Here is a 25,426-nt window from a genome sequence, read left to right on the forward strand (position 1 = left end):
CAAATGGTAAAGAGGCACTTGCAAAAATAGAGAAATTAAAACCAGATATCGTGTTAATGGATTTGATGATGCCAGTAATGGACGGAATTGAAGCAACTAGACAAGTAAAAGCAACATTTCCAAATATAAAAGTGATTGTTTTAACGAGCTTTTCTGATCAAGATTATGTTCTACCAGCTCTAAGAGCAGGCGCCATTGGTTATCAATTGAAAGATATTGAACCTAGTGAACTAGTTAAAACAATTCATGCTGCATATCGTGGGGAAAAACAACTTCATCCTACAGCAACAAACACACTTTTATCCCATCTTACCTCAGATGAAGAATCAAGTGAGGCGGAAGCAGGTATTTCAGCATTATCCAATCGGGAGAAGGAAGTGCTTTATCAAATTACGTGTGGAAAAACGAATAAACAAATATCTGCTGAACTTTTTATTACAGAAAAGACTGTAAAAACACATGTTAGTAGTATTTTAAGCAAACTAATGGTAAAGAGGCACTTGCAAAAATAGAGAAATTAAAACCAGATATCGTGTTAATGGATTTGATGATGCCAGTAATGGACGGAATTGAAGCAACTAGACAAGTAAAAGCAACATTTCCAAATATAAAAGTGATTGTTTTAACGAGCTTTTCTGATCAAGATTATGTTCTACCAGCTCTAAGAGCAGGCGCCATTGGTTATCAATTGAAAGATATTGAACCTAGTGAACTAGTTAAAACAATTCATGCTGCATATCGTGGGGAAAAACAACTTCATCCTACAGCAACAAACACACTTTTATCCCATCTTACCTCAGATGAAGAATCAAGTGAGGCGGAAGCAGGTATTTCAGCATTATCCAATCGGGAGAAGGAAGTGCTTTATCAAATTACGTGTGGAAAAACGAATAAACAAATATCTGCTGAACTTTTTATTACAGAAAAGACTGTAAAAACACATGTTAGTAGTATTTTAAGCAAACTACATGTAAATGACCGAACACAAGCAGCAATTTTCGCTATAAAAAATAAACTATTTGAATGAACTACACGCAGATTCAGCCTAAAGTCGTAAAGTTTCTACATGCAAAAGTAGGAACTTTTTTCATCTCCTTTTCATTCCTTCTCCCGAAGACACACCAATTCATTGATTGTATGATAAAAGTAAGATCAAATCGATGGAAGTGGTGAAATCATGAGTAGCTTTCATGAATATGCATTTCGTTATGAAATGGTTAGGAAAAAAGAACAATTAAGACAAATTACGTATGGAGAACCATATATAAGGATTGGAAAACGCCAGAAAAGGAAAAAATTAACGAGAACATTTCTCCGTTTATTACCATTTAAACACTAAAATAATGTACTGGGATTGCCCATATAAAATATTAAATCCTTTTAGATTTAAATCACCTTTACCTATTATCCTATCTTAATAAAGCTAACAAAAAACTCCTAATCAATGATCTCATTCTATCATGATTAGGAGTTTTGTTGAGCCATCAATCACTTTCGTTTATGCTACGAGACCCACTATAAAGTCCTGCAGATCCCCACCAATGGTAGTAACATCAAATACGTTTTGCTGCTCAGTTATTGGTTTCTGTCCCTCTAAATTTATATCTTATCAGTGATTATCTTATTAAACTTATCGTTCTTATAAACGTGAATAGCTACTTGACAATATTAAAATAGGCGATTATATTTAATACTATAGTGAAATTGATAATCATTTTCAATTAAAATAAAGTACATTTCATTTATTTGGAGGTTAAACGATGTCCCGCCTATATACAGATGGCTTACACATTAGTTATGGTGAGCGTTTAATTGTGAAAGACCTTAGCGTAACGATACCAGATAAAAAAATCACTACCATTATTGGTTCAAACGGTTGTGGAAAATCGACGCTCTTAAAAGCAATAACACGTATTATTCCTCACCGTTCTGGTTCCATTATTTTAGATGGAAAAGACATAGGAGAAGAAAATACAAAGCGAATAGCAAAAAAAATGGCTATTCTACCTCAAGCTCCTGAAAGTGCTAGTGGATTAACAGTAGGGGAGCTTGTTTCTTATGGACGTTTTCCGTATCAAACTGGTTTTGGCAGATTAACGAAACAGGATATTGAAGTAATTGATTGGGCATTAGATGTCACAGGCACAATTGATTTTAAGTTTCAGCCAGTAGATGCCTTATCTGGTGGGCAACGCCAACGTGTTTGGATTGCAATGGCATTGGCACAAGAAACAGAGATTATCTTTTTAGATGAACCGACTACTTATTTAGATATGGCTCATCAGCTCGAAATATTGGAACTTTTACAAAAGCTAAATAAGGAACAAGAACGAACAATCGTCATGGTATTACATGATTTAAATCAAGCTGCTCGTTTTGCTGATTATATTATCGCTTTAAAAGTTGGAAAAATCGTTAAAACAGGCACTTGCCATGAAGTGATGAGCCGTGATGTGTTAAGGAAAGTTTTTCAAATAGACGCTGTGATTGGAGAAGATCCACGAACGAACAAACCGATATGTATTACGTATAACTTATTAAAAGGAGAATTCGAAAATGAAAAAGTTAGTCCTATCTATCCTACTACTGCTATTGCTCATCGTTAGTGCTTGTAGCAACAATGATCCTAAAGAAAATACCGCTTCAGATGATACAGAAGACAATGGAACAATTACTTATGAATCAGAAAGTGGTCCTGTTGAAGTTCCAGCAAACCCTGAGCGGGTCATTGTTCTTTCTACATATGCGGGAGACGTCTTGAAACTTGGAGTCAATATTGTTGGGGCAGATTCTTGGTCTCTAGAAAATCCTAATTTTGCGGAAGGGCTAGCAGATGCAGAAGAAGTATCGGATGAAAGCTTAGAAAAGATTATTGAACTTGATCCTGATTTAATTATTGGATTATCAACCATTAAAAATGTTGATAAATTAAATGAAATTGCACCAACGGTTACCTTTACGTATGGTAAAGTAGATTATTTACAACAACATATTGAAATTGGAAAACTATTAAATAAAGAAGCAGAGGCTACAGCTTGGGTAGAAGACTTTGAACAACGTGCCACAGAAGTTGGAGAAAAAATTAAAGAAAAAATCGGTGAAGATGCAACTGTCTCAGTCATTGAAGATTACGATAAACAATTATACGTCTTTGGTGATAATTGGGGGAGAGGGACTGAAATTTTATATCAGGCAATGGGACTTAAAATGCCAAAATCGGTGGAAGAAATGGCATTAAAAGAGGGATACTATGCACTTTCTTTAGAAGTACTTCCTGAATATGCTGGTGACTATATGATTTTTAGCCGTAATAGTGGGGCAGACAATGCTTACCTAGAATCAGACATTTACAAAGATATCCCAGCAGTTAAAAATGATCATGTATTTGAAGTTGAACAACGGTCATTTTATTTTAATGACGCAACAACGTTAGATTTTCAACTCGACTTTTTTGAGGAGAAATTTTTACAAGATTAATGATTGGAGGGATTCACTGTTCTGTAATCCCTCTATTTATATAGAGAAAGATGGAACAATAATGACAAAGCAAATTAATAACAGGAATGATTCATTTATTTATAAACTGATTGTTGCAACGATTGTTTTGCTTTTAATGTTTGTTGCAGCAATTCTTTTTGGTGCTGCTAATACGTCAATGAAAGATATATGGTTGGCTCTCATGACAAACGAGTCTAATGAAGCGATTTCTGTCATTCGTGACATCCGACTACCACGTGAAATCGCTGCTGTCTTTGTTGGAGCTGCTTTAGCAGTATCTGGAGCTATTATGCAAGGGATGACAAGAAATCCATTAGCAGACCCTGGGTTACTTGGGCTTACTGCTGGAGCAAATGCGATGTTGGCAATAACGGTAGCTTTTTTTCCTTCTATTAACTATTTTGGAATTATGATTGCTTGTTTCATCGGAGCATTAATCGGAACTATCATGGTATTTAGCATCGGAGCGATTAAAAAGGGTGGACTTTCTCCGTTTCGTATTGTACTCGCTGGTGCAGCTGTTTCCGCTTTTTTATATGCGATTGAACAAGGTATTGGGATTTATTTTAAAGTTTCGAAAGATGTTTCTATGTGGACAGCTGGAGGGTTAATTGGTACAACTTGGACACAGCTGAAAATGATGGTTCCATTCATTGTACTAGGAATATTTATTGCAATGATTCTCTCCAGACAATTAACGATTCTTAGCTTAAATGAAGAAGTAGCGATCGGACTTGGTCAAAAAATAGCGATCATTAAAACTACTTTATTTGTCGTTATTATCACTTTAGCAGGCACAGCTGTCGCTTTAGTCGGTAATATTGCTTTTATTGGGCTAATGATTCCACATATTGTCCGTGCCATTGTTGGTACAGATTATCGTTATATTATCCCGATGTCAGCGATTATTGGGGCAACTTTTATGCTTTTTGCGGATACGATAGCACGAACAATAAATGCACCATATGAAACGCCTATTATCGCTGTTGTTGCCATCTTAGGTTTACCATTCTTCCTTTTTATTGTTCGTAAAGGAGGAAAAGCATTCATATGATTGATTCACGGTTACTTAAAAAACAACGCATGATTATTCTTATACTTGTTAGTTTAATTGTCAGTACGATATTGATTAGTATGGGGATCGGTTATTCAAGTTTATCATATGATCGAATCATTCCTACTCTATTTGGATCCGGAACATTTAAGGAAGAATTTGTGCTATTTTCTGTTCGTTTACCACGAATTATTATTACGTTATTAGCTGGGATGGCACTTGCTTTATCTGGTGCTATTTTACAAAGTATTACCCGAAATGATTTAGCAGATCCAGGAATCATCGGGATTAATTCAGGAGCTGGAGTCGCGATTGCCATTTTCTTCTTATTTTTTCCAACCGATGTTGGCTCTTTTACTTATTTACTTCCAGTCGTTGCGTTTATTGGGGCTTTTATCACTGTTATATTCATCTATTTATTTTCCTACGATAAACGTACGGGACTACAACCAATCAAGTTAGTACTTACTGGTGTCGGCTTTGCAATGGCATTGTCAGGTTTAATGGTTGTCATTATTTCTTCTACAGAAAGAGCAAAGGTTAACTTTATTGCTAAATGGCTTGCAGGTAATATTTGGGGAACAGATTGGCCGTTTATTTGGGCACTTCTTCCTTGGCTCATCCTCCTTATTCCATTTACACTTTACAAAGCGAATCGATTAAATTTACTCGGCTTAAGTGAACCCGTCGCAATTGGAGTCGGTCTTTCGATTAAGAAAGAAAGAATTATTTTACTCGTAACTGCTGTCGCTTTAGCAGCATCTGCTGTTTCTGTTACAGGTGGGATTGCTTTTATCGGCTTAATGGCACCCCATATGGCCAAGGCTCTCGTTGGTCCAAGAAATCAACTTTTTATACCAATTGCTATTTTAATCGGTGGATGGCTGTTATTACTAGCTGATACAGTTGGTCGTAATTTAGTCGACCCAGATGGAATTCCTGCTGGTATCATGGTTGCTTTAATTGGTGCCCCTTATTTTATGTTTTTATTACTGAGAAAATAAGACCTTTATGCTTTCGTCTAGTTCACTTTTTAAAATTTTACTTTTATGTAACAAGAGGCTGGAACAAAAATATTTCAGCAAAGAAACATCCAACTACGAGTGGATTGTTTTAATAGATGTCCAAGCCTCTTTCTATTTTTCGGGTATTCGGAAAAAAGTGTAGAAAAATAAGCGCCTCTATGCCACCGCAAATAGAATACACTCGCTTTCTACGGGCCAGTGATGAGCCTCACTCGCTTAAATTTCCGCTTGATAATCCCAGTACCCTATTTTTCATCCTGTATAGGCACTTTCATGATAAATCGTATAATGTATCGTTAAAAATGGTATGGAAAAAATCCACATTACATGTCTTGCTTCCAAGTTCCCATTCGCTACTTCACTTACATCAAACTGTTCCTCTATCGGTAATTTAAATAGGCAATCTTTTATTATTAAATAAATACCCGAATCTGCATGGCTACATTGATTATTCTTACTTGAAAGTCTAAGGTTTTGACCAATTTGACTTAATTCCAATATACCGATCATCGATGTCCAAGGTAGCGGCAAGGCAATATTCATATACGTTCTATTTTTCGTTTGATGGGATGAATAAAGGGCGACAAAAGTCGTTTCTCCATCTATTTTACGAATCCATGCCCTCGTTTTATCCCTACCATCAAGTTTTTCTTTTATTGCAACGATATCCCCCGTCATTTCAACCTTTTTCCTTGATAAAGGCAAGTTAATTTGCTTCATCTTGCTACTGATTAGCCGATAAATAAGAGCAAACGGCAGAAACCAAAAATGCCAATTTACATTTGCAAACAAACGGTATTGATTCGTATTTTCATAAAAATCAATAATAGTAGAGGATAATGTTGGACTCCTATTTGGTACATAATTGGATAATTGGTCAACAAGTCCAACATATTTTTTCTTTGTCGTTTTTCCTTTTAAAATCCTCTCATCATTTATCCACTTTCCACGAATTGTACTAATTGGAAATTGGAGCTTTTGTTGATTAGAAGGAGGTAGCTTCATCGCCCACCCAATCATACCGATAAGTGCAAAAAAGACCATATTTGTTATTCCATGAGAACGTAACATGAAGTCAATCGTTATCGAAAATATTCCTGTTACATTACCGAATGCGTACAAGAAAGAAAAAAGAATCGACACCCCTAAGGCAGAAAAAGAGGTACGAATCATCCATTGTTGAATTGTATGTTGAAAAGATGTCTTGAACGATAGAAATATGAGTCCGTAAATGCTAAACATATAAAGAATAACGGATACCAATTCAAGATAGACGGAAAAAGTAATGCCAATCGCTACTATAAATGGCGCTATTAACACACTCATTCCTATCAAATGATATCCTCTTGGTTTATGTAGCCGACCAATAAATCCAGTAAATAACAACAATAGAAATGCGGAATAATGAAAATGAATACTCGTTAGCCAAGTAATGATTGGGGAAAATCCAGTGTTTATGTTTCCTTCATATGCAACATACCAAGCTCCACCAATTGCTAAACAAATGAGCCCCATATCAATTAAAAATTCTTCAAAATGAACAAAACCTCTTTTTAAAAAACGAGAAACCCCGTAAATTGCCACGATTAAAGTAAAAAGAAAATAAATACATGATAAAAGAAAGGGAATCACTTCGGGAACGGTTCCTTTTACAATAGGAATCATAAACAAAGCGATAAATGCTGGGATTGACCAGTAAACCAAACAGGAAGAAATTCGACTTTGATCGTTTTTACAGATGAGATGTAACATAAAGGGGATAAAAACAAATTGAGCAACAGACAACATTAAAAAATACGAAGATGCCTTATTCAATAGTAAAAGGGTGATGATAATAATCATATTAAACATTGCAATGTTACGAAATGTCATCACTTGTAAACTCTCCCTCATACGAAAAAACAAGCCCAATTAACGGATTTTTTACTACAACTTTAATCGTATAAACATCCTTCGTTTCTTCATATTTTTCTAGTACGGTTGCAATTCCTTGTAAAATCATAGGCAACGGGATTTCAATTGATCCCAGTACCATTCGTTGTCTCTTGGATTCAATATACATATATCCTTCCTTTGTCACTGAAAACGATAAATCAGCATATAAAACAGACGGTTCACCTAAATAATCTTTTACAACCTTATTGTCCGAGTCTAATGACATCAGCGCATTAAAATACCTTTCCTTCTTTCCAAAGTAAAAGATTCTTTTCCAATGAATTTGATTCTCCCCATTTATACCGATTCGAGGTGAGTTGATAATCATAAAGGGAATTTGTGTACCTTTTTCAGGAAAAAGTAAGTTATATTTTGTACCTAATAATAAGAATGGGAAAAGCCATTTTGGTCCAGTAATAGTCTTCATTATCCCTTTTCCGATAAACGTTTCTTTATTCAAGGAAGCATATCTTTTTTGTAACATTGGATGAAGTTTGGAAAATTGATCTCCCAAGACTTGTTTATAAATGGACACACGTACCACCTTACCTTTTTCGTCTACAATTTGTAGCTGTGGGGACATCTTTACTATATAAAAGACCAATAATGGAAAGAACAAATAATGCTCCATTGACTATAATTGGATTAAAAGGATGATTCAATGTACTTGGAATCGTATTATTTTAACTGTTCTTCAAAAACTTTAATCATCTGTTCACGTTCTTTTCAATTGCATTAGTAACAATTTCTTCAAGTTCACTCTTAGTTAAATAAACTGTATCAGAATAAGCGCTAGACGTTTTTTTATTCCCTTATCGCCCAAAAGGTTCCGTCTATAATAAATGCGTTGATCTTTATCATTTCATATACTTGATTTAGGGTTATTTAAGTGACTTTAGGTAGGGATGCAAATCGAGTCTATATATTTACTATTATAGCTAAATATTAAAATCCATGCTATAAAGAAATTTGCATGTAAATAGATGGATTATATTGTAATAAAATGTATATATGGTATATAATAGTTATAATCATGAAAAGGGGTTGAAGTCTTGAAGAGAATTATACCTAGAATATTATTAACATCCGCGTTTGTTCTAATGTTTACAAGCATTACAGAACCACTATTAAGTTTGGCTAGCACGCCGATTTCACATGAAGTAGAGCAAGAAGGTTTTGAAGAGGTTTTCTTTGATGATGAAATATCAGATGTAATTGAAGAATTGACTTTGGAAGAGTTTGAGAAAATGACTGATGAAGAGCTAGAAGAGCTTGGATTCATAACTGAACTAAATACTTTTAATGAAGACGTTTTAGCTGATGACTTTGATTTTGAAGCAGCTATAGACAATATGGATCTCTCAAAAATGTCCCCAAAGGAAGAGGAGTTTGCTCTTTTAGTCATTGAGCAGGAAGCTAACTTATCAGGAGCTGAAGATCCTGAATTAATGGAGGATGCACTTATTGATTTTTACGATGGTGATTCTGAAAATTACAACGATCTAGATGCTGTTGAAGAAGAGTTAATTGAAAATTATATTGAAAAGATAGAATCAGAAGAAGTTGCTTGGCTATCTAAAGCAAAGAACATTATATTTGGTTCTGATAAAGTTTATGCAGCTAAAAAGAAAAAAGCTAAATACGCACTCGGTAGAAAATTTGTAGGAGCTATAATCAACACTGCTATAGCTATTGGTTTGGGTGGCGGTACCTATGCTGTTGTACAATTAATTAAAAAGAAAGGTAAAAAAGCTGCTGCACAAGCCATTACTAGACTTGCAGAACATCGAATAAAAAGACTAAGCAAAAGAAACCAGAGAATAGTTGGGTCTTTAGGACATGCTGTCAACTTTGCGATTGCTTACTCAGATATAGGAAACGCTATTACTAGATATATTGATTCAAGAGATAAATATCCTAACAATGGATGGTTAGATGGTTGGTAAGACTCTTAAAAAATAAAAAACTAACTTTAGGTTAGTTTTTTGTTTTTTTCTTTTTTAAAAAAAATCTTATTCCATACCATCCAAAAAAGAATGCAATTAACATATATAAATACCTAAATATAAACTTGATACTAAAAACATTGTCAAAAAAACTACCTAAAAATAAATAATAGTCTATTTTAATCACCCTCCTCTTTAAAGTCTACATATCTAAATATTACCATTTAAACCTTAATAATGAAAATAAAAATTAGGGTGCACTACCATAACATTATGATTTATTATTCTCCAATCAATTTATAAGTAAACGAATTTATATCTTTTTTTATCCATCTACAAGCAGTATTCTGATATAATATTTCAGGAAGAATAAACCATATCTGCATGATGCTGGCCAACACTCTTTCCCCATCCTTCTATCTGAACACCAAACCCAATTTTGGTTTTATACACAAAATGTTGAGGCTCATTTTCTTCTTTAGGTAAATAGGTAATGGATGAAAAGCGTAAATCCCATTTTTCATGTAAATGCGGTTTTTGCGTGTACTCCCAAAGTTTTTCTAAGTTTGTATAAATCGGAACTTCTACATATATTGGCTTATTTTTCAATGGAACCACCCCTGGAAGAACCTTGGATATCATTTAATTAATCATATTGAATGACTTTCTAGATAAAAAGATGATAGCTTTTATACATTATAATACAAATATTATTGGAAAACCTTCTAAAATAAAAAAACCTTTTGCTAGCATGAAAAACTAACAAAAAGTTTTATTTCATATGTAAAGCCATGCACCCACTATCGATGCGACGTCCCTATGCGTTACTTAAGTTCATGGCTCGGCTTAGGAGGCCCCACGGCACACAAGAATAACCACTTACTGCTGCTTCCTTCCGGACCTGACAGGGTTCATGGGTTCCTGTTGCGCAGGATCTAAACGTCAACACCACTCCGTTAAGGCAGACCATAAAATCGCCTCACCTCAAATGGGAATTCAGCCTTGCTATAGCGGATTGCAAGTTACAGGGCACCGCTACCTCCCCACCTAGCACGGCACTCTTCATTATACTTTTATTAGGTTGAAAATGCAATAAATAATCATTTATTGGATGCAATTGACAATTTTTCTATTAAGAAACCAAACCTTTTATAAAAATATCATCATTCTTTTTTAGTTGATTCATTTCTTTTTCTTACGTAAATCACGAAAAAAGTTCGTTAACAAGGTACTACATTCAGACTCAAGAACCCCTTTTTCTATCTGCACTTGATGATTAAACCTATGATCATCTAATAAATTCAGCAATGTTCCAGCACAACCTGCTTTTGGATCAGCTGCACCGTAAACAACTCGTTTTATCCTTGATTGCACAATGGCACCAGCACACATAGGACACGGTTCTAATGTAACATAAAGAGTACAATCTTCTAATCGCCAACTACCAATTTTCCGATTGGCTTCCTCTATTGCAATTAGTTCAGCATGAGATAAAGTTTTCTGTTTCGTTTCACGAATATTAAAGCCCGTTGCAAGGACGTTATTTTCATAAACGATGATTGCACCAATCGGAACTTCACCAATCTTTTCTGCTTTTTTTGCTTCCTCAATTGCTAATATCATATATTTTTCATCTTGATTCATCTTATATCACTTCTAGTCTTTTAGTATATTCTTCTATTTTCTTTCATAAAGTTAATTAACACTACAGGGTAAGCGGAAAATAGTGTGGAAAAAACTTTGCTTTCTCACGACGCAAATGGAATATACACGCTTTCACCAGAGGCACAAGGGCGACAGCTGCTCAGAAGGCACATACCATCAATCCTTTTACTTTTCCACACGATCATCCGAATATCCCACCAAGAAAGGAGGACAATGATTTGCAAATCCATGTTGTTCAAAGTGGGCAAACTTTATTTTCAATCGCCAATACATATAACTCTTCTATTTATGCCATTACGGAAGCGAATGAACTTGAAACTCCAAATTTAGTCGTTGGGCAAGCACTCGTTATTCCGATTGTAGGTCAGTATTATTTTGTTCAACCAGGAGATAGTTTATTTTCCATTGCTCGGCAATTTAATATGTCTGTTGAAGCACTTGCTCGCATTAACAATTTACAAATGAATACTGTTTTACCTGTTGGTCTTCGCTTATATATTCCACCTAGACCACGTAGACCAATTACGGCATTTGGTTATATTGAACCAATTGGTGGTACAGTTTCACCGGTTTTGGAAAATGCTGCAGAAAAAAATAGTCCTTTTTTAACTTTTTTAGCTCCTTTTAGTTACCGAGTAAATCGGGATGGAAGTTTAACAGCTCCACCCTTAAACAGATTCCGAGAAATTGCTGAGAACAACCGAACAAATTTATCTTTTGTCGTTACAAATCTTGAAGGTACTACATTTAATTCAGAATTAGCCCATATCGTATTAACTGTTCAAGCGGTTCAAAATAGAATGATTGATGAAATTATTAATACTGCAACAGCAAACGGCTTTAATGATGTTCATTTTGATTTTGAATTTATCCCTCAAGATGATCGTGAAGCTTATAATGCATTTTTAAGAAAAGTAAAGCCCCGTCTCACCCAAGCAGGTCTACTTTTGTCGACAGCCCTTGCACCTAAAACTAGTTCCACTCAGCGCGGATTATTATATGAAGCCCATGATTATGCGGCCCACGGGGAAATTGTTGATTTTCTTGTACTTATGACTTATGAATGGGGGTATAGTGCTGGCCCACCGCTTCCTGTATCACCAATAAATGAGGTTCAAAGAGTGTTAAACTATGCGATAACTGAAATTCCAGCCAATAAAATTTTAATGGGACAAAATTTATATGGCTATGATTGGACATTACCATTTGTTCGTGGTGAGAGTTTTGCAAGAGCAATAAGTCCGCAACAAGCAATCCGTCTTGCTCGTGAACATCATGTCGCCATTCAATATGATGAAACTGCTCAAGCACCATTTTTTCATTATGTTGATGTTGAAGGTAAAGAACATGTCGTCTGGTTTGAAGACGCTCGATCTATTCAAGCTAAATTTAATCTAATTAAACAATTAGATTTATTAGGGATAGCCTATTGGAAATTAGGTCTTGCCTTTCCGCAAAACTGGCTATTATTAAATGACAATTTTATTATTACCAAAAAGCAAACTTGAAAAGGGTGGGACATAACAAACGTTCACTCCAAAAACGAACGATAAAAGGATAAGGTTAGAATATTCCTTTCGATAGTTTGGCATAAATATGCCGTTATTGAAATAAACTGTGCAGTAATTTAGGGGCTACTGAGCAACTAAAATGTGTTCCACGCTACCGTTGTCTTCCGCGAAGTGTGACATGCTTTCCGCGGGCACGGCTTCAGCCTCCGACGCACAGGACGTGCTAGTGCGGGTGTTGCGACAAGGACGTCGCGAACTTAACCCGCCTCGGAAGAAAACCGCTTCCTGCGGGGTCTTCAGACTCGTGGGACTGGGACTGCGCTTACTCGTCCCATCGAAGACCATTTGCTTTTCCCGCTGGAGTCAGTCACTTTCGCTCCAGACAACTAGAGTAGTTCATTACATATGGCAAAGGTTGTTTGGTAAAACAGTCAAAAGCCCTGCACTTTGGAAAAACGATTATAAACTATTGGTTTAGATGGGATATCTGTTTATTCAGTAGACCCAACGTAGGATGAATAAAAATTATTTTATTACATCCATAACAAATAACAGTAATGATTGACTACACGTTCCTAAGCGAAGGAAATACACGGAGACTCCTGCGGGAGGAAAGGCCTCGGAGAGACCCCGCAATGAGCGTAACGAATGAGGAGGCTCACCAGCCGCCCGCGGTAAAGGAGACACTGTGAAAACAAGCGATAACACAGGTTGAACAGATGTCGCTCTTATGCCCTGTGGTGAAAGCGGAGTGTATTTCCGTAGCGACGGTACGTTCACCACTAAAAGTTACTGCGCAGTTTATTTCTAATCAGCAATATGGTTTTAAAAACACTAAATAAAATCCGAACCAATGTAAGTTTACTTTAAGAAATTTTAATCATCGTTTCTTTATGACCAAAACACTTTTGTCCATCCTCTTCTTCTTTCATCATCACTAGTTAAAAGTAAGGTTCTTCTTCTTTTGTTAATTCCAAGTTAATTGGATATGTTAACAAATAAATAGCAATTAACGATAATCCAATGGCTATCGTACCTATAAAGGGCGTATCGAAAATAGGTAAAATAAATATGACAATAGCCGGAGTTAAAATCATCATCAAAATATCTCTCACTCTAAATTTCCTTATATAATTTTTCTCCCCGCAATATGGACATTTATAACGTAACATATTTTTTAATGAATCTTTATATGTCCATTTCGTGTTACAATGCTTACAAATTGGCAATAAAAGCACCTCCTTCTAGGATTTACTTTTTCTTCCCGAGTTCCATAGAACGCTTTGTTGCATTTTTCACACAATTGACGACTGCCTCTTGAAAGTTATATTCTCCTAAAGTTTGAATCCCTGCTGCTGTCGTTCCATTTGGACTTGTTACATTCTCTCTTAATATTGTAACAGGTTCTTTTGAATATTTTAACATTTCACCTGCTCCAATAATTGTTTGTGTAATCAATTGTTTTGCCGTTTGTTTATCTAAGCCTTCTTCAATCGCAGCTTTTTCCATCGCTTCGACTAAATAATACACATAAGCAGGACCGCTTCCTGAAATCCCTGTTACGATGTGCATTTCTTCTTCCTCGACAACCGAAACTGTTCCAATTGCTTGAAATAGTTGTTCTGCTATTTGAATATGCTCATCTGTCGCATATTCACCTTTTGTAATTGCTGTAGCTGAATATCCGATAGTAGCCGATGTATTTGGCATTGCTCGAATCACCGCTACATCTTTTTCGATATGGGAGGCAATAAATTCAGTCGATATCCCTGCAACGACGGAAATAATTAATTGATTTGGTTGAATATATTTTTTTACGTCTATTATCGCATCTGCCATATCATATGGTTTCGTCGCCAATATAATAATATTTGCATCTTGAATAACTATTTCTTTATTTGTATGTCCAATAATATTATATTTTTCCTTTAATTCATTAAGTCTTGCCTCATTTTCCTTATTAGCTACATATATTTGTTCACTTGGTACATATTTTTTATTTACCATGCCAGCGATGATCGCTTCTGCCATAGAACCTGCACCAATAAAAGAAACCTTGTTTACCATGCCTTATTTACTCCTTTGAACTCAATTTTAATTAGAACACTTGGCATTCGCTAAAGAAAACACACTGATGGACAAGCTATTAGGCGATGTCAGAGACGATGCCTTAGCTTATGTAAATAAGTGATTAACTTATTTACCAATCCTTTAATGGCGAGTGCCATAGTCGCACTTATGCGAGTCAAGAAATTTTTATACTTTCTTGTCTGCAAATGAAAAACCTCATTTCATCCTTTATAAAAGGACGGAAATGAGGTTATTATCCGCGGTACCACCTAATTTGGCTTTTTTAGCCCACTTATCTTTGATAACGCAACAATGCGGTTAGTTTTTTATATGCTAACGACTCCTAGGTAGGTTCAATTATGTCTAATCAAAGGGATCTTTCAGCCGATGAATCCCTATCTCTTTTGGAAGAACAATAATCTACTTGTCTAATCATAGTCTTCAATTATGATTTTAATATTATTTACAAATATATGTTTTTCTGTCTCTTTTGTCAAGTTAAACAAATGGGAATTACCGTAATACGGGGAAGGTGGAAACGAAATACATAAAAGAACTGAAATTATTTTTCTTTGACAGGCTTCTTACACACCACTTTTATTTATATTTTAGGAAAGAGGAAGAAAATTTCAACTATCAAAAGTTATCTTTCGTTCTAATTAAATTATGCTATACTGAAAACAAATGAACTACTATGAGCAGAAAGGGGCATTTTTCTATGAGGTCAGGACCTGCATTAAGACAAATCACATCACATCGTGCTATCCATGACGCGGGGCAAGCACAGGCAAGGGAATTAACAGAAATGATGAAACAATTATTCAATGAAGAACGGGAAGAGGATTGTTTAAAAACAGCCAAAGTACTTATTGAACATTGGGAAGAGAGAATCATTGCCCATGCTGATGCTGAAGATGAAGGTTTTTATCAAGAATTACTTGCAGAAGATAAGATCCCTAAAAAAGATATTTACATGCTAATGCGTGACCATGATTTATTCCGTGAAATTGTTGCCCATATTAAAGAACAAATAATTGTAGAAAAAAAGGTAACAGAACAACATATCCATGAATTTTATGCTTTGTTAACAATCAATCACTTTCATCATAAAGGGGAAGAAGACACATTGTTTCCAGACTAATAAAAGTAAAGTGGCTGGGATAGAAGTGTTTTAGTCATAGAGGAATCCGAACTAAAATTCAAATTTCTTCAATTAGAATTTGTTTATTAGCTCGGTTTTTTCTTTTAACGACTTTTATCAACTTTGTTGCTAATTAGAGATAAACTGTGCAGTAACTGCTAGGTTTTTTTCCGCTACGGACCATTGCTTTCCGTGGGCACGGCCTCAGCCTCCTCGAGAAAACCACTCTGCGGGGTCTTCGGACACGCGCTTTTCCCACAGGAGTCAATGGTCCTTCGCTCCAAACAACCACCAAAATAGTGAAAACAAATGCCTCGTACTATTAACACATCCCAGCGAAGGAAATACACAGAGACTCCTATTGGATAGCAAGGAGACCACCGCAAAGTGATTATCGGAAAAATAATGATTAAGCACATTTATAGCAGCCTGAATATGCGTAGACTCCTGTGGGAGGAAAGGCCTAGATGAGACCCCACAACGAGCAAAGCGAGTGAGGAGGCTCAACAGCCGCCCACGGAAAGCGAAGCATATTCAGGATGCGGTAGTATACGAATCTATCCCAAACTTTTTTATAACCTTTTCATTGGTCTCAAAAGGCGGAGTGCATTTCTGTAGCGATGGTATATTCACTATTTTAAAGTTACTGCGCAGTTTCGTTCAACTAAGTATTAAAGTGCGACAGTTGAAAATAAAAACCCTAGATACGGAACAATTAATCAAGTGTCCTGTATCTAGGGTTGTATTTTAGTTTTAAATGGAGGAGGAAGAGGGATTCGAACCCCCGCGGGCTTTGACACCCCTGTTGGTTTTCAAGACCAATCCCTTCAGCCAGACTTGGGTATTCCTCCGTAGCAACATTATTTAATATACACGAATATTAATAACATGTCAATAAAAAATATCTTTTTTGAATGTGTCTATTTTTTCTCACTCGTGTTATTGTACAACCTTTCATTATCATAACCACTCCTACTACCACATACTATGAGAATACAAACTCTTTTACGAAAACATGTAAAAGCTTCCCACAAATCCATTGGGGGATTTGTGGGACAAATAGTTTAATTAATTACTTCTTTACCACCCATATATGGTTGTAACGCTTTAGGAATAATAACCGATCCATCTGCTTGCTGGTAATTTTCCAAAATAGCTGTAACCGTTCGACCAACAGCAAGTCCTGAACCATTTAATGTGTGAACAAATTCTAATTTCCCATCTCCATTACGATAACGAATTCCTGCTCGACGTGCTTGGAAATCTTCAAAATTAGAACAAGATGATATTTCCCGATACTTATTTTGCGTGGGAATCCATACTTCGATATCGTATTTTTTAGCTGCCGTAAAACCTAAATCACCTGTACACATACTCATTACTCGATACGGTAATTCAAGTAATTGTAAAACTTTTTCAGCTTGATTTGTAAGTTGTTCTAGTGCTTCATAAGATGTTTCTGGCTTTACAAATTGAACAAGCTCTACTTTATTAAATTGATGTTGTCTAATTAATCCACGTGTATCACGACCAGCTGAACCCGCTTCTGATCTGAAACAGGCACTATAAGCAACATATTTTTTAGGCAACTCCGCTTCTGGCAAAATTTCATCACGATAATAATTCGTCACCGATACTTCCGCTGTTGGAATTAAAAAGTAATCCCATTCCTCAATTAAAAAAGCATCCTCCTCAAATTTAGGCAATTGCCCTGTACCAGTCATACTTTGTCTATTCACTAAATATGGAGGAATCATTTCAACATACCCATGTTCATCAGCATGTAAATCCATCATAAAGCTTATTAAAGCGCGCTCAATTCGTGCACCTAATCCTTTATAAAATACGAATCTGCTTCCAGTTACTTTGGCAGCTCGTTCAAAATCAATAATATCTAAATTTGTTGCAATGTCCCAATGTGCTTGAGGTTCAAAAGCAAATTCTGGCTTTTCTCCCCAATGACGTACTTCTATATTATCTTCCTCATCTTCACCAACTGGGACAGATTCATGAGGGATATTAGGAATTGACAACATTAAATGGTCTAATTTTTCATCTACTTCGATAAGTTCCTTATCTAATTCCTTAATCTGCTTGCCCACTTCCTGCATGTCTTCAATCAGATGAGCAGCATCCTTTTTTTCACGCTTGAAAGTTGAAATTTCCTTAGAAGTTTCATTTCGTTTCGCTTTCAATTCTTCAACAGTTGCAATAATTGTTCTACGACGCTTATCTAAATGCCCAAAATTCACAAGTTCAGATAAATCTTCTCCACGCTTTTCTAATCTTTTTGTAATTTCTTCAAATTTAGTACGTAATAACTTACGGTCTAACATTCGAAAACTCCTCCTTCATCATTATTTTCATCAAAAAACTCCCATCCCTAATAAAATTAGGGACGAGAGTTATATTTCCCGCGTTGCCACCCAAATTGAAGATAAAATCTTCCAACTCGCTTGTCTGTAACGGAACATACCGAATTTATTTATCATAAATTTGTTTAAGGATGGATTCATAGTTATTTTTCATCGATTCTCACCAACCATCGACTCTCTTTTAAAAAATATACTATTACTATTTCCTATCATTACATTTAACATATCTTATTCCTTAGAATAACGTTTTCCATAATAAAATGCAAGTATTGTTCAGTAACGATCTGCCTTTTAAGTAACCCCACCGACTGTATGATATATGCAGATGCCCGTTCTGATGTCATTTCACTAACAGCTTCGGCTTGCTTCAGCATTAATGACATTCATAATCATAGTGCCTCTTGAATCCTTCTTAAAATTAGAATAATCCTATAAATTTATCATATAAATTGGTAAAAAACTGTCCGATTGCTCCTAACATGAGACTAAACCAATTTTTCTTAGCTACATCTTGCGTAGTTACGAGATCAACGGAAACTTTTTTCTCATCATCTAGTATATATCCAAAGTCTTCTTCCCCGTCAAATACTAACTCAGCAACTCCAACTTTTTCACCTTTTTTAATCGGTGCTTCTAGTTCTCCATCTTTATTTACCAACTTTTTATCTATCTTATATTCTACTTTGTAATCTTTTTCCGTTCCTTTGACAGTAGGAATGGTAATCCCATCTTTTAAGGCGACTTCTACTTTGTCTTCTTTCCCTTTTGCTACAGGAATAGTTGAGTTATCTTTCACTTTATATCCTGCTGGAAAAACTTCCACATCTTCAAATTGTGAAAAGCCGTAATCTAATAGCTTAGCTGTTTCTTTAAATCGTTCCTCTACACTATTTGTTTTCATAACGACTGTAATAAGACGGCGATCATCTTTTGTTGCAGTAGAAGTGAATGTAAATCCTGCAAGATCAGTGTTCCCTGTTTTTAATCCATCGACACCTTCATAATAATATGGCTTTAAAAATGTTGCATCATGTTTTAACATCCAGTTCCAATTTCGGATCTCTTGTCCATCAAATTTTGTTTCGGGTATACTTGAAATTTCCAGTACTTCTGGATAATCATTCACTAAATGATATGCCAATATTGCTGCAGATTTTGCAGAAAGTAAATTTGTATCATTTGCTTTCGTTCCTTCTGGATGTTTCCCACCAAGTGAATCATTATCTAAACCTGTTGAATTAACAAATTTATAATCGGGTAATTTCAGTTCTTCCGCTTTTTGATTCATCAATTTAACAAATTCGCCTTCTGAACCTGCGACTAATTCAGCAAGTGCTATCGTTGTCGCATTATCTGAATTGATTGCCATCGCTTCGTATAAACTTTTTACCGTGTAATCAACGTTTTGTCTTAATCCTACACCAGAAAAAGCTGTATTTGCAGAAATTGAGTACGCATAATCACTAATTTGTGTCTTCGTATCCCAATTAAGTTCACCTTTGTCGATCATTTCTAAAACGATGTATTCTGTCATCATTTTTGTCATACTTGCTGGAGGTAAAGCTTCATTTTCATCCTTAGCAAAAAGAATTTTCCCTGTATTTACATCAACAATAATCGCAGTCTCTGCTTTCGTCTCCATTGTTTTTGCTTGTATAGAATTCGGTTGTATGAGTAGCAATGCAATGATAGATACTACGAATAAGTATAAGACTTTACTCCTAAAAAAAGTGCCCAATTTCTTTTACCTCCAAGTTTATTTAATAAATAAGCAAGATTATCTTCTATTTTGTTCGTTTTTAGTCTTTTGCTAAGTCTGTAGACCTAACTAGTTAGCCATAGATAATTTTATCATGAAATTATCTATTTTTATATGGTAAATTTATTAAATTATTTTTACATTTGACAATTTCATCATTCAATATTTCAGTTAAACATCTGAACAACGCATTAATTACTAGTTTCCACGCTAGGTGAAAGGTACAATACGCGAATAGTAAGTTTTTTCAGTATCGAATGTTCGGATTTATCCTTGAAAGTAACATGTATGAAATTGACTCAATTAATTAAATGAATAATTAGGTGCTTCCTTCGTTATTTGAACTTCATGGGGATGACTTTCTTTTAATCCTGCATTCGTTATACGAATAAATTGGGCATCTGTTCGTAACGATTCTAAATCAGGTGTTCCACAATAACCCATACCAGCACGTAAACCACCAATTAATTGTTCCATCGTATGAGCTAATGCTCCTTTATAAGCAACTCTTCCTTCGATTCCTTCTGGTACTAATTTTTTCACATCATTATCATCCTGGAAGTAACGATCTTTTGAACCGGATTTCATGGCAGCAATCGACCCCATCCCACGATATACTTTATATTGTCTACCTTGGAAAATTTCCATTTCACCTGGACTTTCTGTCACACCGGCAAACATACTTCCGAGCATGACAGCATGTGCTCCAGCAGCTAAAGCTTTCACTACGTCTCCTGAAAACTTGATTCCACCATCAGCAATTATTGGTACACCATACTTTTTAGCCTCATTTGCACAATCATAAATAGCTGTAATTTGTGGCACTCCAATTCCAGCAATGACACGGGTTGTACAAATAGAGCCTGGCCCAATACCAACCTTTACTATATTTGCACCTGCTTCAATTAAATCTTTTGTTGCTTCAGCAGTAGCAACATTTCCCGCAACAATATTTAAATCTGGATATTTCTCTCTAACTTCTCTTACCTGGTTGATAACACCTATAGAATGTCCATGTGCGGTATCAATTACGATCACATCAACATGGGCTTCAACTAACTTTTCAATTCTTGCCATCGTATCGGATGTAACACCGACAGCCGCTCCCACGATTAAACGTCCCTGGTTATCTTTTGCTGAATGAGGATACTCTGTCACTTTTTCGATATCTTTAATTGTAATTAATCCTCTTAATACATTATCTTCATCAACGAGTGGCAGCTTTTCAATTTTATATTTCTGCAACACTTTTTGTGCTTCCTCTAACGTTGTGCCAACTTCTCCTGTAATTAAATTTTCACTCGTCATTACTTCAGAAATAGCAATCGAATAATCTTCAATAAAACGTAAATCACGGTTCGTTAGTATCCCTACTAACTTTTGTTCTTCCACATTGTTTACGATCGGTACACCTGAGATTCTAAATTTCCCCATTAAATGCTCAGCATCATATACTTGATGTTCGGGAGTTAGGAAAAAAGGATTTGTAATAACTCCACTTTCTGAACGTTTCACCCGATCGACTAGTTCTGCTTGTTCCTCTATCGACATATTTTTATGAATAACTCCAAATCCACCTTGACGAGCCATTGCAATTGCCATATCCGCTTCTGTTACAGTATCCATTCCTGCACTAATAAATGGTGCACTCATATTTAAACTAGGTGATAGTGAAGTACGTACATTCACATCCCTTGGTAATACTTCTGATTTAGCTGGTATCAATAAAACATCATCGAAAGTTAATCCTTCTTTAACAAATTTACTCATTTTCTTCCTCCTCTATAGTCTGTCAAAATAATTTTACCTAATTTACTCTTTCATTGTTATTTAAAATAATAACTTATTTTCGATAAAAGAAAAAGAACTTGCCTATATCGGCTAGCTCTTTCAAAACTATTTACCAATCAACTAACACCATGTAACTCATTCAATAATATATTTGTCATTGTACGATCTAATTTTCCACTTGCTTCTCTCATTAACTGAATTATTTTAGACTTGTCATCCGAATAATGATGATAGAAAAATTCACTTACCGCTATCATTCTTGCATATGGATGTATTTTACTTTCATCAGATTTTGCAGGATATCCACTTCCATCTAAAAATTCATGATGTTGTAAAATTCCCATTTTTGCCTGCTTAGTCAATGTTGGCACATTCTCAACCATCTTATAGGAGTAAATTGGATGTAGTTCCATTTCTTTTATATTATTCGTTACTGTACTCGCATTTAGTTTTGCCATTCCACAATCACTTAACAGGGCAGCAAATCCAATTTGAAGCCAATCTTTCTTTTGGTATTTTAACTTTTTCGCTAAGACGATAGACAGTAAACTAATCGCAACACTTTTATAAAAAAGATTTTCGTGGTTTTTTGTAACATGCATAATCGCCTCAAAAGAGTAGTCGATCGCATGTTCAAAAAGGGAAATACATATTTTTCGAACGGAATACATTTCGACAGGCATACTATTTTCCCATGTAGCAAATAACTTTTTGTATTCCATGACGGCTGTTTCATATTCATCTGCAAGTAATTGACTTCTCTGTTTTTGAATTGGTATAGCAACGTCTGTATTTTCTTTTTCACTTTTGAATAAGGGAGTGACAGAGACCGTTTCAATTAAGAACTTTTCGATAAATTCAATATGCATTTCTGTTAATTCCGTATGTTTAGCAATAATTGGTTTACCTGATTTACCGATAACATCTTGGTCTAATTTCATTCCAGGAGTAAGTCTTTTTGTGGCTATTTCCATCGTAATTCCTCCCTTATCTTTAGAAAACTTGGCTTATCGCCAAGCCTATATGGCGAAAAGCCTTCGTTGCACTTATGCAGTAAATCTTATCTGCTAAAAAAGTTATTCTTCTATACTTTCATCTTCTGCATCTTGGCTATTGTTGTGATGCTCATCATTTGAATCAAGCTCTTCCTCTGATTCATCCTCTTCTTCTGCAATTTTAGCAACTGTCGCTACTTCTTCTTCACCTTGTACGCGAATCAATCGCACTCCTTGTGTATTCCTACCAGTAATCGGAATGCCATCAACTGGAATTCTAATGAGTACTCCATCGACAGTGATAAGCATTAAATCTTCATTACCATTTACAATTTTTACTGTAACGACATGACCTGTTTCATCAGTTAAACGACATACATAATAACCTTTTCCACCACGATTTGTTTTTCGATACTGTGTTTCAAGTGTTCGTTTACCAATTCCTTTATTCGTCACATGTAAAATATAAGCATCTTCTTCCACAATCTCCATGGAAACAACTTCATCATCATTCCTTAGGGAGATACCACGTACACCTGTTGCAACACGTCCCATCGATCTGACGACATTTTCATCAAAACGGATCACATACCCATTCTTTGTCGCAATGACAATATCTTTAGATCCATCTGTTAAACGAACAGATATGAGTTCATCTTCTTCTCGTAAATTAATAGCAATTAATCCACCACGACGAATGTTTGCAAAATGAGGTAAGGATACTCTCTTAGCAAGTCCGGATTTTGTTGTAAAGAATAAAAAGCCATTTTCATCAAATTCACTTATTGTGATGACTGTATTAATCCATTCATCTTTTTCTATTTGTAATAGATTTATTAGTGGTAGTCCTTTAGCGGTCCTACCAAACTCAGGAATTTCATACCCTTTTAAACGATAGACTTTCCCTTTATTCGTGAAAAATAATACGGTATCATGGGTGGAAGTTGAAACTAAATGCTCGACAAAATCGTCCTCATGAGTTCCCATTCCTTGAATTCCACGACCACCACGATGTTGGGTCCGATAAGTCGATGAAGGAAGACGTTTAATATAACCTTTATGGGTTAATGTAATAATGATATTTTCCACTGGAATTAAATCTTCATCTTCAAAGAAGTCTACTCCACCCATAGCTATTTCTGTACGACGTTCATCATTAAATTTCTCTTTTATTTCTATTAACTCTTCGCGAATAATTGCAAGCACTTTTTCTTCATCTGCCAAAATTGCTTTTAATTCTTCAATGAGTTTTAGTAATTCGTTATATTCTTCTTCAATCTTTTCACGTTCGAGCCCTGTTAAACGTTGTAAACGCATATCTAAAATTGCTTGTGCCTGTTTTTCCGATAATTTAAATCGTTCCATTAGACCGGTACGCGCAACTTCTGCTGTTTTTGAATTACGAATAAGTGTAATGACCTCATCAAGATGATCTAAAGCAATTCGTAATCCTTCTAAAATATGAGCACGCGCTTCTGCACGCCTTAATTCAAACTGAGTTCGACGTCTAATAATATTAATTTGGTGATTTAAATAATGTTCTAAACATTGTTTTAATGTTAATACTTTCGGTTTACCATCTACTAAAGCTAACATATTAATACCGAATGTCGTTTGAAGGGCAGTATATTTATATAAATTATTTAATACGACATTTGCATTTACATCACGACGCAAACGCATGACGATTCTCATCCCATTACGATCGGATTCATCATTTAATTCAGTAATCCCATCAATTCGCTTTTCTCGAACTAATTCGGCAATTTTTTCTATTAATTTAGCTTTATTTACTTGATAAGGTAATTCTGTTACTAAAATAGTCGTTGTACCATTACTATTTTCCTCTACTTCTACTTTAGCCCTAAGGGTAATTGATCCACGTCCTGTTTCATATGCTTTACGAATACCACTACGTCCTAAAATAATTCCTGCTGTTGGGAAATCTGGACCATGAACATAATTTTCCATTAATTCATCGACTGTAATAGTTGGATCTTTACTAATCGCGAGCACTGCATCAATTGTTTCACCTAAATTATGGGGCGGAATATTTGTTGCCATCCCGACCGCAATACCTGATGATCCATTAACAAGTAAGTTCGGAAAACGAGCAGGTAAATAAACCGGCTCTTTTTCTGTACTATCATAGTTATCTGTATAATCGATCGTATCTTTATTAATATCACGTAACAATTCCATCGCTAGTTTTGACATTCTAGCCTCTGTATAACGCATTGCAGCTGCCGAGTCCCCATCGACTGAACCGAAGTTTCCATGCCCGTCAATAAGTAAATAACGATGACTAAAATCTTGCGCCATCCGAACCATTGCATCATAAATGGATGAATCACCATGTGGGTGATATTTCCCCATGACATCCCCGACGATACGAGCTGATTTTTTATATGGCTTATCTGCATGCATACCTGACTCATTCATGGCATATAAAATTCGACGATGAACAGGTTTTAAACCATCTCTTACGTCCGGTAATGCACGTGAAACGATCACACTCATCGCGTAGTCAAGAAAGGATGTGCGCATTTCTTCACTTAAATTTATTTGTTCAACATTTAATCGTTCTTCCACTTAACATAAACCTCCCAATCGATGAAATATTAGAAAACTTGGCTTATCGCCCAAAATGGTGAAAGCCTT

General features: G+C 35.5%; 20 protein-coding genes, 1 tRNA gene, 1 other RNA gene, 1 pseudogene and 2 other annotated features. Of the genes and pseudogenes, 10 read left to right on the top strand and 13 right to left on the bottom strand.

What is annotated here, in order from left to right:
- The 7 genes from DFR56_RS23080 to DFR56_RS17580 all read left to right on the top strand — a co-directional run.
- A partial coding sequence (locus tag DFR56_RS23080; protein WP_110396758.1) for a response regulator occupies window positions 1-512 on the top strand: 512 nt, incomplete at its 5' end.
- Between the two features lie 26 nt (window positions 513-538).
- On the top strand, window positions 539-1,027 hold the full coding sequence (locus DFR56_RS17560; RefSeq protein WP_244916571.1) for a LuxR C-terminal-related transcriptional regulator: 489 nt from the start codon (window positions 539-541) through the stop codon (window positions 1,025-1,027).
- Window positions 1,028-1,177: 150 nt separating this feature from the next.
- Complete coding sequence (locus tag DFR56_RS23085) at window positions 1,178-1,339, top strand: hypothetical protein (RefSeq protein WP_158525696.1); 162 nt, start codon at window positions 1,178-1,180, stop codon at window positions 1,337-1,339.
- Between the two features lie 421 nt (window positions 1,340-1,760).
- Window positions 1,761-2,606, top strand: a complete 846-nt coding sequence (locus tag DFR56_RS17565) for an ABC transporter ATP-binding protein (RefSeq protein ID WP_110396759.1) — start codon at window positions 1,761-1,763, stop codon at window positions 2,604-2,606.
- Window positions 2,557-3,477, top strand: a complete 921-nt coding sequence (locus tag DFR56_RS17570) for an iron-hydroxamate ABC transporter substrate-binding protein (RefSeq protein ID WP_110396760.1) — start codon at window positions 2,557-2,559, stop codon at window positions 3,475-3,477. Before DFR56_RS17565 ends, DFR56_RS17570 begins: the two co-directional genes overlap by 50 nt.
- A gap of 61 nt (window positions 3,478-3,538) precedes the next feature.
- Window positions 3,539-4,552: a FecCD family ABC transporter permease gene (locus DFR56_RS17575; protein ID WP_110396761.1), complete on the top strand. Its 1,014-nt coding sequence runs from the start codon at window positions 3,539-3,541 to the stop codon at window positions 4,550-4,552.
- Complete coding sequence (locus tag DFR56_RS17580) at window positions 4,549-5,556, top strand: FecCD family ABC transporter permease (RefSeq protein ID WP_110396762.1); 1,008 nt, start codon at window positions 4,549-4,551, stop codon at window positions 5,554-5,556. The genes DFR56_RS17575 and DFR56_RS17580 overlap by 4 nt, the downstream gene beginning before the upstream one ends.
- A gap of 273 nt (window positions 5,557-5,829) precedes the next feature.
- Here DFR56_RS17580 and DFR56_RS17585 read toward each other — a convergent pair whose 3' ends face one another.
- Both DFR56_RS17585 and DFR56_RS17590 read right to left on the bottom strand, forming a co-directional pair.
- Window positions 5,830-7,449: a YndJ family protein gene (locus DFR56_RS17585; RefSeq protein WP_244916578.1), complete on the bottom strand. Its 1,620-nt coding sequence runs from the start codon at window positions 7,447-7,449 to the stop codon at window positions 5,830-5,832.
- On the bottom strand, window positions 7,436-8,047 hold the full coding sequence (locus tag DFR56_RS17590) for a DUF4166 domain-containing protein (RefSeq protein ID WP_244916572.1): 612 nt from the start codon (window positions 8,045-8,047) through the stop codon (window positions 7,436-7,438). The genes DFR56_RS17585 and DFR56_RS17590 overlap by 14 nt, the downstream gene beginning before the upstream one ends.
- 517 nt (window positions 8,048-8,564) lie before the next feature.
- Between DFR56_RS17590 and DFR56_RS17595 the strand changes: the two genes are divergently transcribed.
- A complete protein-coding gene (locus tag DFR56_RS17595; RefSeq protein ID WP_110396764.1) occupies window positions 8,565-9,458 on the top strand; it encodes a hypothetical protein in 894 nt (297 codons plus the stop codon).
- A 390-nt stretch (window positions 9,459-9,848) separates the two neighbouring features.
- Here the strand turns inward: DFR56_RS17595 and DFR56_RS17600 are convergent.
- From DFR56_RS17600 to tadA, 3 genes and pseudogenes are all read right to left on the bottom strand, one after another.
- Window positions 9,849-10,100: pseudogene (locus tag DFR56_RS17600) on the bottom strand (hypothetical protein); the annotation flags it as partial.
- 147 nt (window positions 10,101-10,247) lie between these two features.
- An RNA gene (ffs, locus tag DFR56_RS17605) (signal recognition particle sRNA large type) lies at window positions 10,248-10,514 on the bottom strand.
- A 126-nt stretch (window positions 10,515-10,640) separates the two neighbouring features.
- Complete coding sequence (gene tadA / locus DFR56_RS17610) at window positions 10,641-11,102, bottom strand: tRNA adenosine(34) deaminase TadA (RefSeq protein ID WP_110396766.1); 462 nt, start codon at window positions 11,100-11,102, stop codon at window positions 10,641-10,643.
- 239 nt (window positions 11,103-11,341) lie between these two features.
- On the opposite strand from tadA, the gene DFR56_RS17615 reads away from it, so the two are divergent.
- On the top strand, window positions 11,342-12,631 hold the full coding sequence (locus DFR56_RS17615; RefSeq protein WP_110396767.1) for a glycoside hydrolase family 18 protein: 1,290 nt from the start codon (window positions 11,342-11,344) through the stop codon (window positions 12,629-12,631).
- A 944-nt stretch (window positions 12,632-13,575) separates the two neighbouring features.
- Here DFR56_RS17615 and DFR56_RS17620 read toward each other — a convergent pair.
- A complete protein-coding gene (locus DFR56_RS17620; protein ID WP_158525698.1) occupies window positions 13,576-13,863 on the bottom strand; it encodes a TIGR04104 family putative zinc finger protein in 288 nt (95 codons plus the stop codon).
- 22 nt (window positions 13,864-13,885) lie between these two features.
- Window positions 13,886-14,701, bottom strand: coding sequence for a pyrroline-5-carboxylate reductase (gene proC / locus DFR56_RS17625; RefSeq protein ID WP_110396769.1), 816 nt, complete (start codon window positions 14,699-14,701; stop codon window positions 13,886-13,888).
- Between the two features lie 234 nt (window positions 14,702-14,935).
- Window positions 14,936-15,149, bottom strand: a binding site (T-box leader).
- Window positions 15,150-15,422: 273 nt separating this feature from the next.
- On the opposite strand from proC, the gene DFR56_RS17630 reads away from it, so the two are divergent.
- Window positions 15,423-15,845 carry a hypothetical protein gene (locus DFR56_RS17630; protein WP_110396770.1) on the top strand — a complete coding sequence of 141 codons (423 nt, stop codon included), beginning with the start codon at window positions 15,423-15,425 and terminating at the stop codon, window positions 15,843-15,845.
- Window positions 15,846-16,603: 758 nt separating this feature from the next.
- On the opposite strand, the gene DFR56_RS17635 is transcribed toward DFR56_RS17630, so the two are convergent.
- From DFR56_RS17635 to gyrA, 6 genes are all read right to left on the bottom strand, one after another.
- Window positions 16,604-16,696 (bottom strand) — tRNA-Ser (locus tag DFR56_RS17635).
- Window positions 16,697-16,909: 213 nt separating this feature from the next.
- Entirely contained in the window at window positions 16,910-18,181 is a 1,272-nt protein-coding gene (gene serS, locus DFR56_RS17640) for a serine--tRNA ligase (RefSeq protein ID WP_110396771.1), read from the bottom strand.
- 55 nt (window positions 18,182-18,236) lie between these two features.
- Window positions 18,237-18,442, bottom strand: a binding site (T-box leader).
- A gap of 196 nt (window positions 18,443-18,638) precedes the next feature.
- The gene (locus tag DFR56_RS17645; RefSeq protein WP_242694773.1) at window positions 18,639-19,958 is read right to left on the bottom strand and encodes a serine hydrolase; all 1,320 of its coding nucleotides are present in this window, start codon (window positions 19,956-19,958) and stop codon (window positions 18,639-18,641) included.
- A gap of 324 nt (window positions 19,959-20,282) precedes the next feature.
- Window positions 20,283-21,749, bottom strand: coding sequence for an IMP dehydrogenase (gene guaB, locus DFR56_RS17650; protein ID WP_110396772.1), 1,467 nt, complete (start codon window positions 21,747-21,749; stop codon window positions 20,283-20,285).
- A 137-nt stretch (window positions 21,750-21,886) separates the two neighbouring features.
- On the bottom strand, window positions 21,887-22,744 hold the full coding sequence (locus DFR56_RS17655) for an HD-GYP domain-containing protein (RefSeq protein WP_110396773.1): 858 nt from the start codon (window positions 22,742-22,744) through the stop codon (window positions 21,887-21,889).
- A 102-nt stretch (window positions 22,745-22,846) separates the two neighbouring features.
- Window positions 22,847-25,312 (bottom strand): DNA gyrase subunit A, encoded by a 2,466-nt coding sequence (gene gyrA / locus DFR56_RS17660; protein ID WP_110396842.1) that lies wholly within the window; start codon window positions 25,310-25,312, stop codon window positions 22,847-22,849.
- Window positions 25,313-25,426: the final 114 nt, after the last annotated feature.

This window comes from Pseudogracilibacillus auburnensis (genome assembly GCF_003201975.1).
Taxonomy (GTDB): Bacteria; Bacillota; Bacilli; order Bacillales; family Amphibacillaceae; genus Pseudogracilibacillus; species Pseudogracilibacillus auburnensis.